Origin of the sequence: Fodinicola feengrottensis, from assembly GCF_010993775.1 — a bacterium.
In the GTDB taxonomy this organism is placed as follows: domain Bacteria; phylum Actinomycetota; class Actinomycetes; order Mycobacteriales; family HKI-0501; genus Fodinicola; species Fodinicola feengrottensis.
Map to the genome: position 1 here is coordinate 86,295 of NZ_WOTO01000013.1, position 19,547 is coordinate 105,841.

General features: G+C 65.5%; 22 protein-coding genes and 6 pseudogenes. 8 read left to right on the forward strand and 20 right to left on the reverse strand.

The features are described 5' to 3' along the window. Positions 1-2 precede the first annotated feature (2 nt). Together GNX96_RS14335 and GNX96_RS67210 are read right to left on the reverse strand one after the other, a co-directional pair. Positions 3-465: pseudogene (locus tag GNX96_RS14335) on the reverse strand (nucleoside deaminase). Further along, positions 446-1,015 carry a CAP domain-containing protein gene (locus GNX96_RS67210; protein ID WP_279580327.1) on the reverse strand — a complete coding sequence of 190 codons (570 nt, stop codon included), beginning with the start codon at positions 1,013-1,015 and terminating at the stop codon, positions 446-448. Before GNX96_RS67210 ends, GNX96_RS14335 begins: the two are co-directional and overlap by 20 nt. A gap of 317 nt (positions 1,016-1,332) precedes the next feature. On the opposite strand from GNX96_RS67210, the gene GNX96_RS14345 reads away from it, so the two are divergent. Continuing rightward, positions 1,333-2,412 carry a right-handed parallel beta-helix repeat-containing protein gene (locus tag GNX96_RS14345; RefSeq protein WP_163568458.1) on the forward strand — a complete coding sequence of 360 codons (1,080 nt, stop codon included), beginning with the start codon at positions 1,333-1,335 and terminating at the stop codon, positions 2,410-2,412. Positions 2,413-2,535: 123 nt separating this feature from the next. After that, a complete protein-coding gene (locus GNX96_RS14350; RefSeq protein ID WP_163568459.1) occupies positions 2,536-2,745 on the forward strand; it encodes a TOBE domain-containing protein in 210 nt (69 codons plus the stop codon). Between the two features lie 152 nt (positions 2,746-2,897). Here GNX96_RS14350 and GNX96_RS63490 read toward each other — a convergent pair. The 3 genes and pseudogenes from GNX96_RS63490 to GNX96_RS14365 form a co-directional block, all read right to left on the reverse strand. Beyond that, positions 2,898-3,020: pseudogene (locus tag GNX96_RS63490) on the reverse strand (hypothetical protein); the annotation flags it as partial. A 7-nt stretch (positions 3,021-3,027) separates the two neighbouring features. After that, positions 3,028-3,645: pseudogene (locus GNX96_RS14360) on the reverse strand (alpha/beta hydrolase); the annotation flags it as partial. A gap of 173 nt (positions 3,646-3,818) precedes the next feature. Continuing rightward, positions 3,819-5,270, reverse strand: coding sequence for an MMPL family transporter (locus GNX96_RS14365; RefSeq protein WP_313885673.1), 1,452 nt, complete (start codon positions 5,268-5,270; stop codon positions 3,819-3,821). Between the two features lie 95 nt (positions 5,271-5,365). Between GNX96_RS14365 and GNX96_RS51760 the strand changes: the two genes are divergently transcribed. Next, positions 5,366-5,908 (forward strand): hypothetical protein, encoded by a 543-nt coding sequence (locus tag GNX96_RS51760; RefSeq protein ID WP_279580328.1) that lies wholly within the window; start codon positions 5,366-5,368, stop codon positions 5,906-5,908. A gap of 71 nt (positions 5,909-5,979) precedes the next feature. Here GNX96_RS51760 and GNX96_RS14370 read toward each other — a convergent pair whose 3' ends face one another. Genes GNX96_RS14370 through GNX96_RS14380 form a run of 3 tightly spaced genes read right to left on the reverse strand, consistent with a single transcriptional unit; the run spans position 5,980 to position 7,115 of the window. After that, entirely contained in the window at positions 5,980-6,246 is a 267-nt protein-coding gene (locus tag GNX96_RS14370; RefSeq protein ID WP_163568462.1) for a hypothetical protein, read from the reverse strand. Continuing rightward, complete coding sequence (locus tag GNX96_RS14375) at positions 6,246-6,584, reverse strand: ArsR/SmtB family transcription factor (RefSeq protein WP_163568463.1); 339 nt, start codon at positions 6,582-6,584, stop codon at positions 6,246-6,248. The genes GNX96_RS14370 and GNX96_RS14375 overlap by 1 nt, the downstream gene beginning before the upstream one ends. 45 nt (positions 6,585-6,629) lie before the next feature. Beyond that, complete coding sequence (locus GNX96_RS14380) at positions 6,630-7,115, reverse strand: MarR family winged helix-turn-helix transcriptional regulator (RefSeq protein WP_279580329.1); 486 nt, start codon at positions 7,113-7,115, stop codon at positions 6,630-6,632. Between the two features lie 46 nt (positions 7,116-7,161). On the opposite strand from GNX96_RS14380, the pseudogene GNX96_RS63495 reads away from it, so the two are divergent. Further along, positions 7,162-8,724, forward strand: a pseudogene (locus tag GNX96_RS63495) (MFS transporter). 221 nt (positions 8,725-8,945) lie between these two features. On the opposite strand, the gene GNX96_RS14390 reads toward GNX96_RS63495, so the two are convergent. The 7 genes and pseudogenes from GNX96_RS14390 to GNX96_RS63505 form a co-directional block, all read right to left on the reverse strand. Beyond that, on the reverse strand, positions 8,946-9,461 hold the full coding sequence (locus GNX96_RS14390; protein ID WP_279580333.1) for an L-threonylcarbamoyladenylate synthase: 516 nt from the start codon (positions 9,459-9,461) through the stop codon (positions 8,946-8,948). Between the two features lie 33 nt (positions 9,462-9,494). Further along, entirely contained in the window at positions 9,495-9,755 is a 261-nt protein-coding gene (locus GNX96_RS14395; RefSeq protein ID WP_163568464.1) for a hypothetical protein, read from the reverse strand. Further along, a complete protein-coding gene (locus tag GNX96_RS14400; RefSeq protein WP_163568465.1) occupies positions 9,755-10,183 on the reverse strand; it encodes a hypothetical protein in 429 nt (142 codons plus the stop codon). Before GNX96_RS14400 ends, GNX96_RS14395 begins: the two co-directional genes overlap by 1 nt. Before the next feature lie 77 nt (positions 10,184-10,260). Next, positions 10,261-11,184: a hypothetical protein gene (locus tag GNX96_RS14405; protein WP_163568466.1), complete on the reverse strand. Its 924-nt coding sequence runs from the start codon at positions 11,182-11,184 to the stop codon at positions 10,261-10,263. Positions 11,185-11,301: 117 nt separating this feature from the next. After that, the gene (locus tag GNX96_RS14410) at positions 11,302-11,979 is read right to left on the reverse strand and encodes an RICIN domain-containing protein (protein ID WP_279580334.1); all 678 of its coding nucleotides are present in this window, start codon (positions 11,977-11,979) and stop codon (positions 11,302-11,304) included. A gap of 129 nt (positions 11,980-12,108) precedes the next feature. Next, a pseudogene (locus GNX96_RS63500) lies at positions 12,109-12,279 on the reverse strand (hypothetical protein); the annotation flags it as partial. A gap of 43 nt (positions 12,280-12,322) precedes the next feature. Further along, positions 12,323-12,775, reverse strand: a pseudogene (locus tag GNX96_RS63505) (family 43 glycosylhydrolase); the annotation flags it as partial. Positions 12,776-13,240: 465 nt separating this feature from the next. On the opposite strand from GNX96_RS63505, the gene GNX96_RS14420 reads away from it, so the two are divergent. Next, positions 13,241-13,483: a DUF6400 family protein gene (locus tag GNX96_RS14420; RefSeq protein WP_163568469.1), complete on the forward strand. Its 243-nt coding sequence runs from the start codon at positions 13,241-13,243 to the stop codon at positions 13,481-13,483. Here the strand turns inward: GNX96_RS14420 and GNX96_RS14430 are convergent. Further along, positions 13,420-14,796, reverse strand: a complete 1,377-nt coding sequence (locus tag GNX96_RS14430) for an iron-containing alcohol dehydrogenase family protein (protein WP_279580335.1) — start codon at positions 14,794-14,796, stop codon at positions 13,420-13,422. The two genes, GNX96_RS14420 and GNX96_RS14430, sit on opposite strands and share 64 nt — an antisense overlap. A 1-nt stretch (position 14,797) precedes the next feature. Then, positions 14,798-15,910, reverse strand: a complete 1,113-nt coding sequence (locus GNX96_RS14435) for a mandelate racemase/muconate lactonizing enzyme family protein (RefSeq protein WP_163568471.1) — start codon at positions 15,908-15,910, stop codon at positions 14,798-14,800. 216 nt (positions 15,911-16,126) lie between these two features. On the opposite strand from GNX96_RS14435, the gene GNX96_RS51780 reads away from it, so the two are divergent. Genes GNX96_RS51780 through GNX96_RS14445 form a run of 3 tightly spaced genes read left to right on the forward strand, consistent with a single transcriptional unit; the run spans position 16,127 to position 17,648 of the window. Then, complete coding sequence (locus GNX96_RS51780) at positions 16,127-16,303, forward strand: hypothetical protein (RefSeq protein ID WP_279580336.1); 177 nt, start codon at positions 16,127-16,129, stop codon at positions 16,301-16,303. Next, positions 16,300-17,103 (forward strand): IclR family transcriptional regulator, encoded by an 804-nt coding sequence (locus GNX96_RS14440; protein ID WP_279580337.1) that lies wholly within the window; start codon positions 16,300-16,302, stop codon positions 17,101-17,103. Before GNX96_RS51780 ends, GNX96_RS14440 begins: the two co-directional genes overlap by 4 nt. Further along, positions 17,100-17,648, forward strand: coding sequence for a hypothetical protein (locus GNX96_RS14445; RefSeq protein ID WP_163568472.1), 549 nt, complete (start codon positions 17,100-17,102; stop codon positions 17,646-17,648). Before GNX96_RS14440 ends, GNX96_RS14445 begins: the two co-directional genes overlap by 4 nt. A gap of 1 nt (position 17,649) precedes the next feature. Here GNX96_RS14445 and GNX96_RS14450 read toward each other — a convergent pair whose 3' ends face one another. Genes GNX96_RS14450 through GNX96_RS51790 form a run of 3 tightly spaced genes read right to left on the reverse strand, consistent with a single transcriptional unit; the run spans position 17,650 to position 19,496 of the window. Next, entirely contained in the window at positions 17,650-18,555 is a 906-nt protein-coding gene (locus GNX96_RS14450; protein WP_163568473.1) for a carbohydrate ABC transporter permease, read from the reverse strand. A gap of 13 nt (positions 18,556-18,568) precedes the next feature. Continuing rightward, positions 18,569-19,099, reverse strand: a complete 531-nt coding sequence (locus GNX96_RS51785) for a carbohydrate ABC transporter permease (RefSeq protein WP_279580338.1) — start codon at positions 19,097-19,099, stop codon at positions 18,569-18,571. Further along, a complete protein-coding gene (locus GNX96_RS51790) occupies positions 19,002-19,496 on the reverse strand; it encodes a carbohydrate ABC transporter permease (RefSeq protein WP_279580339.1) in 495 nt (164 codons plus the stop codon). The genes GNX96_RS51785 and GNX96_RS51790 overlap by 98 nt, the downstream gene beginning before the upstream one ends. Between the last annotated feature and the right edge of the window lie 51 nt (positions 19,497-19,547).

Sequence of the window (19,547 nt, forward strand, 5' to 3'; positions counted from 1 at the left end):
TTCTAGGTCTTTTCGACGCCGATGTCCTCGAACCACAGATCGGGATGCTTCTCGATGAATTCCGTCATCAGCGACACACAGGCCGGATCGTCCAGCAAGGTGATCCCGACGCCGTTTTCGGCCAACCAGTCGTGGCCGCCGTGGAAAGTGGTGGCCTCGCCGATGATCACGTGCGAGATGCCGAACTGGCGGACCAGGCCGCTGCAGTACCAGCATGGCGACAACGTGGTCACCATGATCGTGTCGCGGTAGTGCGGGCGGCGGCCAGCGGCCCGGAACGCGCAGGTCTCGGCGTGCATCGACGGATCGATCGCCGTCCTGCACTCGCCGGTTGTGGCCGCGGCCGAGCAGCTCGCCGGTCACCGTGAAAAGCGCCGCGCCAATCGGTACGCCGCCGGCTTCTCGGCCCAGCAGCGCCTCTTCGCGCGCCACCGCCAACAGTTGCTCAGCGTCGTACGTCCGCATGCGTACGAGCGTAGGCGAACTCGACGGGACTGCCACCCCGTCGAGTCCGCCTGGCACGCCCTAATGGGTGCCGAAGTCCTGCGTCCAGTAGGTCGGGTAGGTCGCGTGGGTGGTCTGCACGTAACCGACACCGATGTCCCGCAGGCTGCAGTTCAGGATGTTCGCCCGGTGGCCGGTGCTGGCCATCCAGCCGGACACCACCTTGGCCGGGGTCGGGAAGCCGGCCGCGATGTTCTCCGCCCAGCGGTGCCAGCGGTAGCCGGCGGCGGTGATCCGGGCGCCCGGTCGCGCGGCCGCTCTGGGTGTTGTGGGAGAAGTAGTTGTGCGCGGCCATGTCCGCGCTGTGCTGCTGCGCGACCTTGGTCAGCGTGGCGTTGAGCGTCAGGTTGGGGCATCCGTGCGCGCGCCGGTTCTGGTTCGTCAGCGTGACGACCTGGTTCACGTAGTCACCGGTAGTAGCGGCCTGCGCTGGTGTCACGGACACCGCGGTGGTCACCGCGGTCGTACCGAGGGCTAAAAAGAGCGCGACAAAGACACGGCTTGTTCTCATTCTGGGTCCTTCGCGGTCGAGGCGATCGGGGGTTCGCCTGATGACGGTTGTTCCTGGCGCGCGGGGATTCCGAAGAGTTATCGGCCACAGATCGCCGAATGTAACCAATCCCCGAAATTCCGTCCGATATGTCCGATGATTCGTACGAAGATCAACAACCCGTATTCGGGCAGTCACCTGAAAGCGCCGAAAAGTCGGGGACCCGTCCCGAGTGGAGCCGGCATTATGCCCGACGTGCGGGATTTATGGGACCGGACTGGTCGAACAAAGGGGGCGGACGTGCGCGGATTCGATCCAGCGGCATTTCCAGGGTGGTTATGGTGGCGCTGCCACAGGTGGCGATGGCCGCCGTCCTGGCCGCCGTGGCGGTCGCGGCGCATGGATCCGAAGAGAATGTCGGCAGCGCGTACGGCTCGGGTGACGGTAGTGAGAAGATTGCGGTAGGTAAGCCGAATATCGCGGTGAGTACGACCGATGAACTCGTCGCCGCATTAGCCGCGGCCACCCCCGGCCAAACCATTGACATGGCGCCCGGGCATTACGATGGCAATTTCTTCGCGACCAGAAAAGGCACCGCGGGCCAGCCCATCACGTTGACTGGGCCGCGTACCGCCGTGTTGTCGAATTCAGCCGGGAAATGCGATCCGGGCGACGGCGATATCAAGTTCTGCGGCTATGGCATGCATCTGCACGGCGCCGACTACTGGAACCTGACCGGTTTCGCGGTATCCGACGCGGCGAAGGGGATCGTGCTGGACGGATCCAGTCACGTGGTGATCGACCGGGTCGAGGTGTCCGATGTGGACTCCGAGGCAATCCACCTGCGCGGCTCCAGCTCCGACAACGTGATCAGCGATTCGGTCGTCCATGACACCGGTCGGACTCAGCCGCAATACGGCGAAGCGATCTATCTCGGGTCGGCGAAAAAAAACCACTGGGATGAGTTCGGGGTGGATGGTGGTCCCGATCGCAGCGACCGCAACCAGGTGATCGGCGACCACCTCGGACCGAATGTGGCGGCCGAGGAAGTGGATATCAAGGAGGGCACCACCGGTGGGGTGGTGAAGGGAAACACCTTTGACGGGCACGGTATCTCCGGCCAGAATGCCGCCGATTCCTGGATCGACGTGAAAGGCGACGGCTATCAGCTCTCCGACAACACCGGCACGTACGACGGAGTGGGGTCGCTGGTGGACGGTTATCAGGTGCACCAGGCCGTCGACGGCTGGGGATGTCAGAACGCGTTTGTCAGCAACAGTTCCGACCTCGGTGGCGCCGGCGGGTACGCCATCGATGTGACGGATCAGAAGAAATGCGACCAGCCGAACGTCGTCTACGCCAGCAACACGGTCAAGAACGCTGGCAGCGGCCTCACAAATATCACCGTCACCAACTGATCACCGCATTTACGCTCCGACAGGCCGGCCGAACTCCGCCTTTGCGGCTTCGTTCGCATTCGGCGGATTCCTGCCCTAGCTTTGGTTGCTGACCAGTCAATCTTTCGCAACCGTGAGGCTTCCATGCGCCTGTCCACCCGCAACCAGCTGCCCGGCATCGTCAACTCCGTCGACTTCGGTGAGGCCATGGCGATTGTCAAGGTCACCGTCGACGGCGGTCACCCGATCACCGCTTCGATCACCCGGGAGGCCGCTGAGGACCTCAAGCTCGTCGAGGGCAGCCGGGTCACCGTGCTGGTGAAGTCGACCGAGGTGATGCTCGGCGTCGAGTAATCGCGGTCCCCAGCACCTGCTAGCCAGCGCTCGCGATCACTGCGCTGACCTCGCGCGAGAGCACGGCGTGACTCAGGCAGCAGGACGACCGCGATGAAGACATGGAAAGCGCCCGGATATTCGTGTACGACCACGGGCGTGCCGGCCTTTGTCGCGAGTTTGCGGCAGTCGGCGACGAGCATGTCGTTCGTACCAACGAAAACCTCTATCGGTGGCAGTCCGGCGAGGTCCTCGTTGATCGGGCTCACCGACGGCAGGTCGGGGGGAGTCGTCACCGGCCCACAGCCGGCCGGCCTCGATCAGCCGGGGCAGCGTCAGCATCGGATCGGTGTTCGCCAGGTCGCCGATGTCCGGGTTCTTCATGGTGACATCGAGCCAGGGGGCGAAAAGCAGCAGTCGGGCCGGCGAGGTCAGCCCGGCCTCCCTGATCTGCGCAGCCAGCGCCAGCGCGAGCCCACCGCCGGCCGAGTCGCCACCGATGATGACGCTCTCGGCGCTGGTGAGCGCTTTCTCGTAATAGCGCAGCAATCTGGGGAAGGCGTCGCGATGGGTGCCCTTGGGTGCCAACTGGTAGAACGGCACCAGCACCCGGATCCCGTTCGCGACCGCGAGCCGGTGCACCAACCACCAGTGGGCCGTCAGAATGGGGCTCACGTAGCCGCCGCCATGCAGGTAGAGCAGCGTTTTGGTGGGCTTCGGCGCGTTCTTCGGCACTATCTCGTACGCCGGCAGGCCCTCGAAGTCCCTTTTGGTGACAACGCACGCCTTCATGAGCGACGCCGGTGGTTCGGCCGGAGCAGCGACCGGGCCGGGCCCGCCGGTACGTGCGAACCGGCGGGCCGCGCGGGCCTTACTGGCCCGCAGCACCAAGGTCATGGACTTCATCATCAGGCTGGACATGGCGCCGATTCTAGGCCCTGTCTGGTTATTGCGGCGGGCGATAGCCGAGCCCAGGAGCCGGCTGGCGGCACCGCGGAAAAGCCCCCATAGCGCTGCTATGAAGGCTTTCCCGCGGCACCACCAGCCAACTCCTGGATCTCGACTCTCATCCCACCGCAATAACCAGACAGGACCTAGCCGCGTGCACCTTCCACAGTTCGCTTTCCGGGTCGCGACGACAGCAGGCACATGCCGGCTGGGAGCAGGATTCCGCGAACAACGGTCGCGTCCAGCAGGATGGCCGCAGCCATCCCGATACCGAGCATCTTGTATTCGATAGCCGACAGGGTCACGAAAACGCCGAACACGGCAGTCATGATGACGGCGGCGCTGGTGACCACACCCGCGCTCGCGCCAATTCCCGCCACCACCGCCTCCTTTGTAGGCAGGTCGGCCTGACGTTCCCGGATCCGGCTCACGATGAAGATCTGGTAGTCCATGCTCAGCGCGAAAAGCAGGACGAACATGAACAGCGGCAGCCAGCCGGTGACTCCACCGTACGGCCGGAATCCGAGCACCGACGACAGGTGCCCATCCTGGAAAATCCACGTCACCAGGCCGTAAGCGGCGCCGACTGAGAGCAGGTTGAGCGCGATCGAGAACAGCGAAACGGCCACCGAGTGCAAGGTCACCGCCAGCAGCACGAAACCCAGCACCAGCACGAAAGCGAAGACCAGTGGCGTACGGCTGCCCAGTTGTTGGTTGAAGTCGTACGAAACGGCTGTCTTTCCGGCCACCGCGTAGGTGACTCCCGGCATCGGCCCCAGTGCCGATGGCAGTGCCTGCTGGCGTAGGAATTCCAGCGCGCGGTCGGACACCGCGTCCGCGCCGGTGCCGGCGAGCGGCACCCGTACGACGAGCACGCCGCCGACTTTCGTGGCGATCACCGGCTCGGCCAGCAACCCGCCGCTGTCCGCAACTTCTGCGTTTAGAGCAGCCAAAATCTGGGCACCTTGCGCCGGTCCGCTCACCACCACCTTGGCCGGGGTCAGGACACCGGGAAAGGCCGTCTGGACCCGCAGGGCCGCGGCGACCGCCGGAGTGCTGTGCGGCAGGCTGTCGGTGGCGGCCGGGTCGTGCAACCGCATCCCGAGTGCGGGAAGTGCCAGCGCGGCCAGCGTGAGAGCACCCACGACGGCCCAGACGACCGGCCGCCGGGTCACTTTTCGGGCTGTCGCGGACCAAAGACGGGACGGGCGCGCGTGCGTACGCCAGCGGCCGAGCCACGGGACGCGGAGCCGGTCCACCCACGGACCGAGGGCGGCCAGCAGTGCGGGCAGCGCGATCACCGCACCAGTCAGGGACAAACCGACGACCAGCACCGCGCCAACCGTCAGGCCGCGGAAGTTGTCCAGGCCAGTGCACAGAAGTCCGGTCAGACACAGCATGACGGTCAGTCCGGAGACCAGCACCACCCGGCCGGACGTGCTGGCGGTGATCCGTGAGGCGTCGTTCGCGGTGCGGCCCGCGGATCGCTCCTCGCGGTAGCGGCGCAAGGAGAACAGCGTGTAGTCGACGCCGACCGCGATCCCGATCAGCAGGATCATCGCCGAGGTGGCGCTGTTGACGGAGATCCATTTTTCGATGAGCGCGAGGAAACCAAAGGTCGCCCACCACCGCCGTCCCGGCGAGCAGCAGGGGGATCGACGCGGCGATCAGCGAACCGAAGACGACCAGCAGGATGACTACGGTCAGCGGCAGGGAAGTTCTTTCCGCGCCCTGGAAGTCCGCCTTGATGCCCTGGTCGACGGCGGCCGCCAGGCTGAGGTCGCCGGACTCGGTCAGCACCACGTTCGGGTGTCGCGCGGCCACTTTCCGTACAGTGGCGGCAATCGCGGTGGCCTGTGCGTGGAGTTGGGTTGCCGGTCCAAGGAATGCAAAGGACACCAGCAAATCCCGAGAACGTACGGCGGTGCGTACGTCCGTCACCGGCATCGTGCCCAATGTCGCCACCAGATCGTCGTCAGCGTCGTCGCGATCGTTGCCCTGCAACAAAACGTTGTCGCGGATCGGTTCGACGCCATTCTGTGTGGCCAGAATTCGCTCGGCCCGGCCGGCTTCACCCGGATCCTGGGTACGGGCGTTCGGCCCGTTCGCGAGCGTGCCGGTGAGGATCGCGATCACCACGAGCGCGAGCCAGCCGCCGATCGCGGGGGCTCGGTGCCTTACCGCCCAGGCGGCGATGCGCCCGGTCAACGGCCGGTTTTCGGACAGCATGAACTAAGGTCCCTTCAGGAGGAGCACGCGTTTCTCCGGTTGCCTGGACCGTCGAGTGGCAGCTCGGCGGTCCAGGGTTTACTCGACGTCCTTGAGGATTCGCTCGACCGAGCCCATCCGAGCCTGCACGTCGGCCATCCGCTCCGCGAGGGCGGTCAGTTGTTTCTCGGTGTTTTCCTGCGTACGCGCCACTCTCTCGGCGAGATCTCGGTAGTCGTGCTGGGCCGCCAGCAGTGCCTTGGCCCGCCGGGTGGCGCCGACCTGCCAAATGGTCACGGTCACCACGGAGATAATCAGGACGAACGCGCCGGCGGTGCCAATCACCTCCTGCCATTGCCAGGTCATCAAGGCTGTCCTTTCTCGTCGGTGTGGTCGGGAACGCTGAGGGTTTGCGCCGCGAGCGCGACGGTTTCCGGCGTCAGGTGGAAAACGAACGGGTTCACCCGGTAGAACTTCATCGCCTTGCCGTCCGCGGACAGCTCGAGTCGGGACGTGACCAGCCCGGCGGCTTCGAGCCGACGCAGGTGCGCCTGCAGCAGCGCGCGGCTGATCCCGAGCCGGCGGGCCAGCTCACTCACGTACGTCTCCTGGTCGGCGAGAGCGGCGATGACCCGCAGGCGATGCGGGTTGGCGAGCGTACTGAGCGCACTGACCAGGTCGTCCCCGGAGCCGCCCGTCCACATGCAAACGTACGTTAGCAGGTGCTCACTGCTATTGGCGTACAGACGTCAACAACGCCCCTTCGCGGGCGGCGAAGGGGCGTTGTTGGTGGAGGTCCTTCTAGTGCATGGTGGCGGCGAGGACCGCGCGTTGGGTGGGGCGGGGGCGGCCTGGTAGCGGGCCCGGCCGGCGTCGGTGATGCAGATGAAAATGGCCCGCCGGTCCAGTTCGCAGATCTCGCGGGTGACCAGGCCCTCGCGTTCCAGCCGGGCGATCAGCCGGGAGGCGGCGCTCTGGCTCAGCGGCAGGCTCTCGAACAGATCCTGGCCACGGCACTGGTCCTTGTCCATCTCCACCAGTCGCTCCAGCGCCTCGAACTCGCTCACTCCGAGGCCGTGACCCTCCTGGAGCGCGCGCTCAATGGCGCAGCTCACAGTCGAATGTCGGGCGAGTAGTTCGTGCCATTCGTGCACGAGATCGCGCTCGGCGGAACTGTCGGTGGCAGCGTTTACGCTGGTAACCGGCCTAGTGATGTCCTTGGCAAGGGTGGCCATGGCGGCTATCGTACCAGATGCATGAGCATAAGATGCGTCACCATTAATTGCGTTGGCATCTTATGCATATGCATGTAGCTTGATCAACGTGACTTCTTTCGACACCACCTCTCCCGGGACCTCCCGGGCCTTACCGGTCGGACAGCGGTGGGACGCACGCCTGTGGGGCGTTCTCCTGGTTGTCTGCATCGTGGTTGCCCTCGACGCTCTCGATGTCTCCATGGTCGGCGTCGCGCTGCCGGCCATCCGCGCCGACCTCGGCCTTTCCACCTCCGCGCTGCAGTGGGTGGTGAGTGGGTACGTGCTGGGCTACGGCGGCCTGCTGCTGCTCGGCGGCCGGGCCGCTGACCTGCTCGGGCGCCGCCGGGTGCTGCTGATCGCGCTCGCTGTCTTCGCGGTCGCCTCGCTGCTGGGCGGGCTCGTGGACAACGCGCGCGCTGCTCATCGCGGCCCGCTTCATCAAGGGCATGGCCGCCGCCTTCACCGCGCCGGCCGCGCTTTCGATCGTGACCACCACCTTCCCGGAGGGGGCCACGCCCGCAACCGCGCGCTCAGCATCTTCGGGGTGTTCGGCGCCAGCGGCTACTCCCTCGGCCTGGTCTTCTCCGGCGTGATGACCCAGGTGGGCTGGCGCTGGACCTTCCTGCTGCCGTTCCCGATCGCGGTGGCGACGCGCTGTTCGCGGCGTACCGGCTGATCCCGCGCAGCGCGCGGCCGGAGAAGGACGGTCGCGGATACGACATAGCCGGCGCGATCCTTGGCGTCGCGGCCGCGATGTTGCTGGTGTTCACCGTGGTCAGCGCGCCGGAGGCGGGCTGGGCGTCGGTGCGTACGATCGCCGGCCTGGTCATCGCCGCCGCATTGGCCACCGCGTTCGTCCTGGTCGAACGCAACACCAAGCACCCACTGCTGCGGCTGGGCATCCTGCGGGGCGGCGCGTTGCGGCGGGCCAACCTGGGTGTGGTCGCGTTCTTCGGCGGCTACATCAGCTTCCAGTTCGTGGTGATGCTCTACCTGCAGGGCGTACGCCACTGGTCGCCGCTGCAGACCGCGCTCGCGTTCCTTCCTGCCGGCCGCGCTGATCGTGGCGATCGGGTCGCCGCAGACCGCGAAGATCGTGGACCGGATCGGCACCGCCCCGACGATCGCCGCCGGCGTGGTCGCGCACGTCGCCGGCTACCTGCTGTTCTTCGACGTGGGCCCGGACAGCAACTACTTCACCACCTTGCTGCCGAGCATGTTGTTGCTGGGGGTGGGTTTCATGCTGGCCTTCCCGGCGTACAACATCCAGGCCACCGCCGGGGTCGGCGACGACGAGCAGGGCTTGGCCGGTGGGCTGCTGAACACGTCCGTACAGATCGGTGGGGCGGTGGTGCTGGCCGTGGTGACCGCGGTCGTCACCGCGAGCGGCGGCACGCAGGCCTCGTCGGCGGCACTGCTGGCCGGTTTCCGTCCGGCGCTGTTCGTGATCTCCGGCGTAGCGACCCTCGGTTTGCTCGTCGCGGTGCTGGGCCTGATCGCCCACGCCCGTCGTACGCCCGAACCGGCCGCTGTGCCCGTACCGGCTTCGGCTTCCGTCCCGGAGCCGACCCCAGCCCTCGTTGACTAACTCTCCGTCACGGCCCTTTTGACCGCATCGACGCGATGCGTGCGCTGGACGCACGCATCGCGTCGATGCGGTCAATGTAGCCGAGTGGAGGGTTGCTGTGAGTGAGGAGAGGGGCTATTCGAAGCGGGCGGGGTCGCCGGCGCCGTAGCGCAGGATGACCGGCTCGTTGTCGGAGAAGTCGACGACGGTGGTCGGCTCGGTGCCGCAGTCGCCGGAGTCGATCACGCGTCGTCCACCGAGTGATCGAGCTCCTCCTTGATCTCCCAGCCCTGCGTCATCGGCTCCTGGTGGTCCGGCAGCAGCAGCGTGCTGGACAGCAGCGGCTCGCCGAGGTCCGCCAGCAGCGCCTGCGCGACGACATGGTCGGGAATCCGTACGCCGACGGTCTTCTTTTTCGGGTGCAGCAGCCGGCGCGGCACCTCCTTGGTGGCCGGCAGGATAAAGGTGTAACTGCCCGGCGTGGATGCCTTGATCGAGCGGAAAACCGCATTGTCGATCTGGACGAACTGGCCCAGCTGCGCGAAGTTCTGGCAGACCAACGTGAAATGGTGCCGGTCGTCCAGATGCCGGATGGTCCGGATCCGGTCCAGGCCGTCCCGGTTGCCGAGTTGGCAGCCCAGCGCGAAGCACGAGTCCGTCGGGTACGCGATGAGGCCGCCGTCGCGGACAATCGCGGTCACCTGACTGACCGCCCGCTTCTGCGGATTCTCTGGATGCATGTCGAAGTACTTCGCCATAGGGGGAGCTTAGGACTCTCCGGATTCACCCCGTCACGAGGTCGAGATCTCAGCGTGCAAGGGGCCGTTGTTATACATGATCCAGCCGCCGGTGGTCTCGAATCCGGGGTTGGCGAACTGGAAACCAATTGTCTCGAGGTTGTCGTAGCCGACGTCCACCCCGAAGTCACCGACGCCGTTAAGTTCGCAGAGCGCGAAACTGAAGGTCACGCTGCTCTGGCCCTTCAGATAATCGGTGACGTCGATGTGGTTCCAGCTGCTCTGGCTGTTGATCCACAGCGCCCAGTCGTCCATCACGTCCATCCGGGACAGCAAATGCTGGCCGCTGCCTGTTCGTGATGTAAACGTCCTTCGCGTGATAGCCCCTGGCCGGACGGCGTCGCGAAATACTGGTCGAAGGACCAGAAGGAAAGCTCGTAGTGTGGCGAACTTGGGTCGACTGTGACTTCTTGGGTGGCCGACGTACACATTCCCGCCGAGGTGCTGGTCTGATCGGGCAGGCTCAGTTTGAGCCGTCCCTTCCCATACATGGAAAGGTTTTTCGGTGCCACCGGGCCGGCGCTGACCGGCTGTTGGACCCCACCCCAGCGGGCCGCGATGGCGTTCCGGATGCGTACTGGCCGGTCCGCGAACCAGACGTCCTGGGACGGCAGCAACGACACGTCCGTACGGGCCAAGGTCCAGCTGTGCGGGGTCTCGAAATCCGCGTCTGGCACGGTCATCCCAGCCGTCTGGACGTTGTCGAAGCCGACATCGATCGGGAAGTCGCCGACGCCTCTGCGTTCCAGCAGCCGGAAAGTCAGAGTCGCTGAGGTTTGGCCATGCAGGAGTGGGGGTAGAGGGTGACGTTCGGTACGGTGGCCTGCGCCCACTGGTAGTTCGGGTCATCCTCCACATCCGACTCCCACACCACCGTGCCGTTGATCAGCGCCTGCTTGATCTGGTAACCGAAAACCGCCTGCACTCGCGCGTTTTCGTCGTAGTGATAAAAGGAAAGCTGGTACGAGCTGGCGTTCGGATCGACGGTGATCTGTTGGGATCCCTGCTCGTACGAGTCGGTAGGGGTTGGTTTGTGTCGCGGCACGACCAGGCTGAGCCGGCCGTTGCCGGACGGCGCGAGGTCGTCCGAGTTGACCTGCGGATCGTCGCTGATGGGCGCGCCGTAGTTGACGATGCCTTGAATCCGCCCGTCAGCCACGTAGGGTGCGGCCGCGTCCATCACCTGGCCGACATAGTCTTCGGTAGGCGCCAGCGGCGCGTCCAGGAATCGGCCGGCGTAGATGAGCAGCACCACAGCGAGGTGTTTGGGCGTGGTGAAGCCAAGAATGTCGTTGAGCTGCTGGGCGACCGCGGTGGAGTCCTGAGTGTCGTTGTTTCCCTCGTAGCCCAGATAGGGGAAAATGATCCCGTCCACCGCGCCGCTGATGGTGGCCAGGTCGGTCGGGTTCCTGGCGTTTCCGAGGTAGAAGGTCGAATAGAAGCCGAGATCTGGATTGATGCCGTCGGTGATCGCTCGCAGTCCGGCGAGATAGGCGGGCGTGAACAGGTCGCGGTTCTCCTGGCTGGCGAAGAAGTCGTCGATTGCCCAGGCGGTGATGTTGGGGAACTGCAGGGAAAGAGTGGCGACCGCGTTCGCCCAGCTCCGGTAGTCGATCTTGTACGGCCGCGGGCAGTTCCCATCGCCGTTGGCGATCCGCCGCTCGCATTCGGACGGCGGCGCCAAATAGACCCAGATGTTCAGGTGTGCGGCGAGCGCGGCTGGCGCGAACTCCTTGCGCAGGTCGTCCCAGTCTTTCGGGGAAACCCATACGTCGTAAAGGAAAGTGTCAGTCCCATCGCCTTAAGGTTGGCGATGGTCGCGGGAGTATCGATATGCCGATAGCCGTCCGCTCGCGGGTTTTTCTCGTAGATCGTGGTGCCGATGGTGTTTCCGGTGCCCTTGCTGGCCCGCAGGCCGCCGGCCGGAATTCCTCGTACGGCCGACATGCGATGTTCGCCAGCGACGGTCGGCGCGGGTGCCGCCACTATCACCGCGAAGATCGCGAGGATGCCCAGAATGCTGCGAATTCTCATGTGACCGGCTCCAGTTTCCACTGCTGGCAGGTGCCCAAACCGGCACCCCAGTACGGATAGATGTCCACCGCCGCGGCACCGCCGCGGTCGAGCAGTTCAGCACGTCGAGGGCCTGCCCGGTGAGCCGGTGCGTGATTCTGTACGAGCCGTCGCCGACCGGGTCGAGATACCACTCCTGGCAGTCGCCGCCCCAGTACGGGTAGATGTCCACTGTGGAGTTCCGGGCACTCGCGCAGTTCAGCACTTCCAGCGCTTTTTTTCCGCTGTTGCGGTCCGAGATCGTGTACGAGCCGTCGCCCTGATAGTCGATGAACCACTGCTGGCACCGGCCGCCGTTGTACGCGTACGTGTCGACTTTCGCGTTGTCCGCGGAGGAACAGCCGCCGACGTCGAGTGCCTTTCCGGTGTCGTGCTGCGGTGTCAACCGGTAGAAGCCGGTCGGCACCACCGCCCCGCCCGGGTCACCCGCCGGCAGCGTCTGGGATTGCCAGGATGCCGCTGGAGCACCAAAAAGCGGCGTGCCGTTGGCACTCCAGCGTACTTTCTGGACTCGCAACGAACGGTCCGCACCACAGCTTCCGTACGCGGCTCCGCCGGGTGAGGTCACCGCGTAGTAGGCGTTCCAGACCTCGCTGCCGTCCGGCGACGAGAAGTAGCTGTTCTGCCCAGGGCCGAAAACCCAGTTCGCGTCGGAACGGGCGAAAACCGGGCCAGCGGATTTCGTCCATGCGCTCGCGGAGAGCACGTCGGTGCGGTGTGAAACTCAGCATGCCCAGCGCCTGGTCCGCCGAGCCGCACGAACTGGCCGCGAAGGTGACGAAGAGTTTTCCGTCGCGCTGCAGCACACTCGGACCTTCGTCGACCGCCTGCCCGACGGTCTCCCAGCTGTTGGTGGGCCGAGAAATGACCGTTGGTGTGCCGGTCAACGTCCATGCGTTGGACATCGCCGAAATCGCGAGGCCAGACGTGCCGTCGCCGAGATCTTTCGACCACAACAAGAAATGTGTGCCGCCCTGGTCGAGCACCGTGGGGTCGGTGGACAGGGCGCCGCCGGTCAGCGTGTTCTTGAAATGGTACGGCCCGAGGGGATCGGCTGATTCGAGCACCTGGAGAGCGTGATGGCTGGCCGTACCATCGTCAGCCGCGTAATAGACGTACCAGTGGTCCCCGACCTGGTGCAGCTCCGGCGCCCACAGATCGCAGCACCGTGCCGGATCGTCGGTCGCGCCGGTCCACACCACGGTCGCCGGCGCGGCCGCGCTAGCCCGGTGAGCGAAGCCGCCCGCGCCACCGAGATCACCGCGCCCTGGCTGTACGTCAGGTAGTAGAAGCCGCCCGCGGAGGTGACCTGTGGATCCGGCGTACTCATCCGCAGGGGGTTACGCAGCGTGTTCGGTGGCGCGAGCGCGCTGGCTGGGGATGGCGCTCCGAGGACCGCCACCAGGACGGCCAGTACCAGCGCGGCGATCTTGCTCTGCACCCGCGAGGAGGCTTTCACGCCGCTCGTTCTATCTCATTACTTCGGTGACGTAAACATGTCTCCGGGATTTCGAAGAAATTCGAGGAGGATTGCGTGTTCTGTACGTCGAACGTCCGGTTTGCCGGTGACCCGTTTCTCGGTCCGAACGTGACCGGCTTCATTGCGATTCACCGAAGAGTAAGGGCACCCTAAGTCGTTGGAGCATCGTACGAATGGCAGGTGTCAGGTGACTGACGAAACAAACGAGGTGTCCTTCGCGCTGGATCTGACCCTCGACGAGGTGCGCCGGCGGGCGGCCGTCCTGGCGGCGCTCGGCGACACCTGGGACCCGGTGACGGCCCTGCTCGAGGAAGAGCAGGCTTACGCGATGCTTTACTCCGGTCTGGACGCCGAGCAGCAGCGGATCTACGACGAACTGGTCAGCGCGGGCGTACTCCCCGATCGGCAGGTCCGCCATGATGCCGCTTGACCCCACCGCCGACATCGCCCGCCGCGCCTGGCTGCCGTGTCCCGTACGCGATCACGCCGCTGGCTGTGCCGCGTGCGCGGACGGCGAGAATTGCGCCGATCATTGGCAGTATTTGCTGGCGACCGCTGGCACGCAAGTCTTCTTACAATGCCCTGAGTGCGCGCACCTGTGGGACACGGACACCCGTTTTGATAGCCGACTACGCAAAAGTGCTTAACTAGTACGCAGACTCGAGTAGCGCTGTCGCTTCGGCGAGAGAAGGAACTCGGGGGCTGTTGCGAGTGACCGCGTCGGCCAGGGCGGTGGCGGCGATCGATCGCGGGCAGCATTCCTCGGTCAACGTCAAGGTCGCGTAATGGCCGCACTATATCGACACCGTCAGCGATGTCGAGGGCGGCGGCGACAGGATCATCAACGCTCAAAGCAAAACCGGCGGGTTCGTACGCTTCAGGGGAGAATCTCATCACGGCGGCCAGTACCGAAGCCAGCGCGACCCCATGCGCAGTGCCGGTAAACGCCGTTATCGCGTGACCAAAGCCGTGCACGAGCCCCAGCCCGGAAATCGTCAAAGCCTGCCCAGCCAAATGGGCGCCCACCATCACCTGACCGCGGGCGTCCAGATCGGACCCATCCGCGTACGCGACTGGCAGCCAGCGACTGACCAGTCGCACGGCCTCTGCCGCGTACCCGATGGAAACGGCGTTCGCGTTGCGGGAAGCCAACGATTCCAAGCCGTGGACGAGGGCATCGATGCCGGTGGCGGCGGTGACGTGGGGTGGGAGGCGGAGAGTCAGTTCCGGGTCCAGGACAGCGATGCGGGGTTTGACCGATGAGTGTCCAATGTAGACCTTGCGGCGCCGGTGAGTGTCCTCGATGACGGCGAAGCCATTGGTTTCCGCGCCGGTGCCGGAGGTGGTGGGGATGGCGATGAGAGGCCAGCCGGGCGCGGTCCAGTCGCCAGTGGATGCGGACGGGTTCGCGGCCAGCAGAGCGATTGCCTTGGCCGCGTCCAGGACCGAGCCGCCACCGAGGGCGACGATCGCGGCGGGGCCGAAGACACGTGCGGTGGCCGCGGCAGTGTCGATGGCGGTGGTGGACGGATTGGGTCCGATCGCGTCGTAGCAGGTGTGTTCGAGACCGGCGGCGGTCAGGATTTTCAGGGCGCGGTCGACGATTCCGGTGGCACGTAGGCCCTGGTCGGTGACCAGTAAAACGCGGTGCTGAGCAGTCGAGGCGATGAAATTGGCGAGTTGGTCGAGGATGCCGGCACCGAACTCGATGCGGCCGGTGGGCTCGATACTGAAGGTGGTCATGTCAGGAGATCCGCCATCGCCCGATCGCCTCCTCGTCCAGTTCGATGCCGAGGCCGGCCGCCGCCGGAACCTCCAACTCACCGGCCGCGGTAATCGTCAAAGGCTGTGACAACAGGAAATCCCGGCGCGCCGGGGTCCACCGCGGCGGGTCGTACGGGAACTCGAAATACGGGCCGCCGCCGACGCCGGCGCTGACCTGTAGGTTGGCCAGCACGCCGACGCCGTTGGTCCAGCTGTGCGGGGTGAACTGCCGGTGCCGGAGCTGGGCCAGCTCGGCGAGCGTACGGGCGCGGAGCATGCCGACCGCGAGCACCACGTCCATTTGGTAGATGTCCAACACGTCGGTTTCCAGGTAGCGCAGGATTTCCGGCACCGAGTGCTGCATTTCGCCGCCAGCGATCCGGACCCCGGGATTCTCCGCGCGAAGCGTCCTGAAACCGTCGATGTCCGCGTACGGCAACGGTTCCTCGACCCAGAAGACGTCGAGTTCGGCGAGCCGCCGTACCAACCGCCGGGTAGCCGCGAGGTCGGTGCCGGCCGCGGTGTCGCCGGCCATCCGCCAGGACTGGTTCAAGTCGACCATCACCACGAAATCCGGGCCGAGGGCGTCCCTGACCGCGGCCACCGTCAGGACGCCTTCGGCCGCGCGGTCTCGGTCAATCCGGATTTTCATCGCGCGGAAGCCGTTTTCGCGGGCCGCGAGGGCCGACTCGACGCGTTCGGCCGGCGGTTTCAGCTCCGCACAGGAGGCGTAAACCGGCAGGGATCGCGCAGCGTTGCCGAAAAGCGTGGCGACCGGCAAGCCGGCGACCTTGCCGATGATGTCCCACAGCGCGACTTCCAGCGGCCAGTAGCAGCCACCGTGGAAATTGGCCGTCTCAATGGCTTTCACGTGCCGGACGATGTCCAGCGGGTCCTCGCCCAGAAAAAGGTTTTTGAAAGCTTCGAAACCATCCATCGTGTCGCCGGAGCCGATGCCGGTCAGGCCCTCGTCGGTGTGCACTCGTACGACGGTGGCGTCGAAATGGTCGCGGGGGACGGGATCCCAGGCCGCCCGCAGCGGCGGGTCCAGGTCCAGCCGGAGCCGGTCCAAGGTGATATCGGTGATCTTCACCCTGTCACGGCCGTGCCATCACGACGAACCAGCGCGGGAAGCGCGAAAGCCATCGGAAACCTCCAGCCAAGAGCTCGACAGCTCCGACGGTAAGAGCCGGAATTCCCGCTGGGCAAGGCTGTCGGGGGAATCGCAACGCACGTTGCGGTGGCGCCAACTCGGATCCGCGAATCACCGGGGTGAACGCGGCGTCTCCGGTGGATTACGCTTCGGGATATGACGTCGCAAGACGGTGACGCGTCCGCCATGCGGCAAGTCGGGTACGGCCTGCGGCGCGACCTGGACCTGCTGGAAGCGTTGGCGTCCGCGGAGGCGCAGCGGGCCGGCGGCCTCGGGGTGGTTCGGCTGAGCCAGTTGGCTGGCCGGGAGAAAAGCCAGGTGTCGCGGCGTTGAAGGCGCTGGCCGATGAGGGTGTCGTCGTCGAGCGTGACCCGGACACCCTCCACTACCGGCTCGGCTGGCGGTTGTTCTCGCTGGTCGCGCGTACGGTCGAAAACCGGCTCGTGCAAGCCGCCGAGCGGGTGATGCACGGGCTGTCCGCCGAGCTCGAAGAGACGTGCCATCTGTGCGTGTTGCGGGACAGTGAGGTGCTCACGTTGCTGTCTGTTTCCGGCCATTCTTTCCGGCTGCATGGTTGGGAGGGCCGCGGGGTGCCGGCGGCTTGTACGTCCGCGGGCCGGGTGTTATTGATGGACGCGACTCCCGATGACCTTTACGTACGGTTCGGTGCGAACAACGATCTCGCCGCCGGTTTTCCGCGGTCCGCGGCGCGTACGCTGCCGGAGTTGTGGATTCAGATCCAGAGCTGCCGGCGGGACGGTTACGCCCGGGTCTACGAGGAGTTCGAGGACGGCGTGTCCGGAGTTTCCGCGCCGGTACGGGACTTTCGTGGCCGGGTGATCGCGGCGCTGAACATCTCCGCGCCGACCGAGCGGATCGGCGACCGGTTGCACGTGGCCGGCCGGGTCACCGCGAGGGCCGCCGCGCAGGTGTCCACTCAGCTCGGCTGGGAGTCAGATCGGTCCGAGGCCTCGAAAACCTGGCCGACTTGGGGGCAGTTTATCGCAGCAAAAGGTGCGTACTACAACAAATCGCTACCACCGAGTGTGCGAAAAGGCGACCGGCACCCGTACAATCCGGTTTCGCACCACTCATCCCGGGCTGACCAGCATGTACGGAGTGCCGATCGATGAGACTCGACGAGTTTCTGCACAACCTCGCCCCCGGCTACTACTGGCGCCGGCGGCGGTTACGGCAGCTCCTGATCGGCTCCGGCGTTCTCGCCGCGGCCGGAGTCGTCGGCTTCGGTGCGTACGCGCTCACCTCGTCCGGTCACCCGCCGGTCAGTCAGCAACCTGCTGCGCAGGCTCCGATCAGCACGCCCGCGACGCCAGGCCCAACCCCTTCGGCGGTTCCTTCGCCGACACCTGGTGCGCTGCCGCCGGACAGTCAGACCGGCCGTACGCAGACGGTCGCCAACGCTCCGATCGCTGCCCCAGGCGGACACGTTGGTGCAGGTCAAGCGGCATCTCCACCGCGCAGTAGCCGGCCGGCGCCGCCGCCAGCGAAGCCCGCGCCAGTCAAGCCCGCGCCGCCGTCCCGGCCGCGGCCGGGTCCGCCCACCTTCGACCCGTTCCCACCGCCGGGCAGCTGGCCAGGCGGCGGTGGCCATGGCCCCGGCCGGCACCGCTTCGGATCTGGCGGTCCCCGGCACGGCAGTCACGGCCACGGCTGTTAGGTCACCGTAGGGCGCCCGCGGTCATGCCTTCGGTGATGCGCCGCTGGAAGATGACATAGACCAGCAGGACCGGCACCATCGAGATGACCAGCCCGGCGAAAAGGCCGCTGAAGTCGCTGCGATAGCCACGGTTGACGCTGAGGTTGGCCAGGCCCTGCGCGATCACGAATTTGTTCGGGTCGGTGGTGAGCACCAGCGGCAGCAGATATTCGTTCCACATGCCCAAAAAGTTGAAGATACCAATGCTGATCAAGCCAGGTTTGGCCAGCGGCAGCATCACCCGAAAGAATGCGCCCCAATGCGAGCAGCCGTCGAGTAGGGCGGCTTCGACGAGGGTGGACGGTTGGGTACGAAAGAAGGCGCAGAGAAAGAAAATCGAGAACGACATCGACTGGGTGGCGTAAACCAGGATGAGGCCTTGGTACGTGTTAAGCAGGCCGAGATTCTTCACGACGAAGAAAAGGGGGACCAGCGCGAGGAAAACCGGGAAGAGCATGCCGCCGACGAAAATGTAGTAGACGACCCGGTTGCCTGGGAAGGAGAACCGGGCAAGCACGTACGCGACCATGGACGACAGCAACAAGGTCAGCGCCACCCCGCCCAGTACGACAATCACGCTGTTGACGAAATAGCTGCCGATATTGGCCTGGTCCCAGGCGCGTACGAAGTTCTCGAACCGCCATCGGGCCGGCAGCGTCCACGGGCTGGTGAAGATCTCCGGGTCGGATTTCAGCGCGGACAGTACGCTCCAGAGCAGCGGGACGGTCACCATGACGGCCCAGATCACCAGAAATCCGTGCGATGCGATCGTCAGACCGCCGCCGATGGGACGCGGGCGTTTGCTCTGTCCACTGTGGTCGGTGGTCAGCGTGGGGGTGTCGCTGCGGGTGGGCAGCCTGAGGGTCATGGCGCGCTCCGCTTCAGTATTCCACCCGCTCGCGCCGGGATAGCCGGAACGCGATCACGGTCAGGAGCAGGGTGAGGACGAACATGGCCACGCCGATTGCCGACGCATAGCCGAATTTGCTGTAGGTGAAAGCATTGTCGAAGAGATAGAGCGCGACGACCTCGGTGGAGTTGTCTGGGCCGCCCGGACCGACGGTGAGGATTTGTACGAGCGCGAAGGTGTCCAATGCGCCGATCACCAGGTGCACCAACGCGACCTGGATGGCGTCCCAGATCAGCGGGATCGTCATGTGCACGAAGGTCTGCATCCGGTTGGCGCCATCGAGCAGGCACGACTCGTAGAGCTCGCGGGGCACCGATCCCATCGCCGCGGTGAAAAGAACGACGTAGAAACCCACGCTGGCCCACACCGAGACGCCCAGCACAGCCGCCAGCGCGGTTTTGCTGTCACCGAGCCAGACCTGTTTGGCGCCGGACAGCCCGATCGCGGACAGGAAGCCGTTCAGCAGGCCGTTTTTCGGCTCGTAGATGAACTGCCAGAGCACCGCGATGACCCGTCACCGAGAGCACGCTGGGAAAGAAGTAGACGACCTGGTAGAACCGGCCACCGGCGACGCCGCGGATGCCGGCGCGATGTTTGCGGCCACGCCCGCTGCCGCCGAAGTTGATCATCGATGAGAAGAACAGCGCCAGCACGATCACGATGATCGGGATCGAGATCAGCAGGAAGAGGTTGTTCTTCAACGCGATCCAGAAAATCGGGTCCTGGACGAGCCGGACGAAGTTGGCCAGCCCGACGAAGTTCGCCCGCGAGGTGAAGCCCTGCCAGTCGGTCAGCGCGATGTAGAAGGCCTGCGCGTACGGGGACAGCACGAAAATCGCGTAGAGAACGAACGGCAGCGCGAGGAAACTCAGGATGAATCTGTACTTGCCGTAGCGCACCCGGCCGCCCTCCATCCACAATCGGTGTCTTATAGAAACCTCCGGCAGACA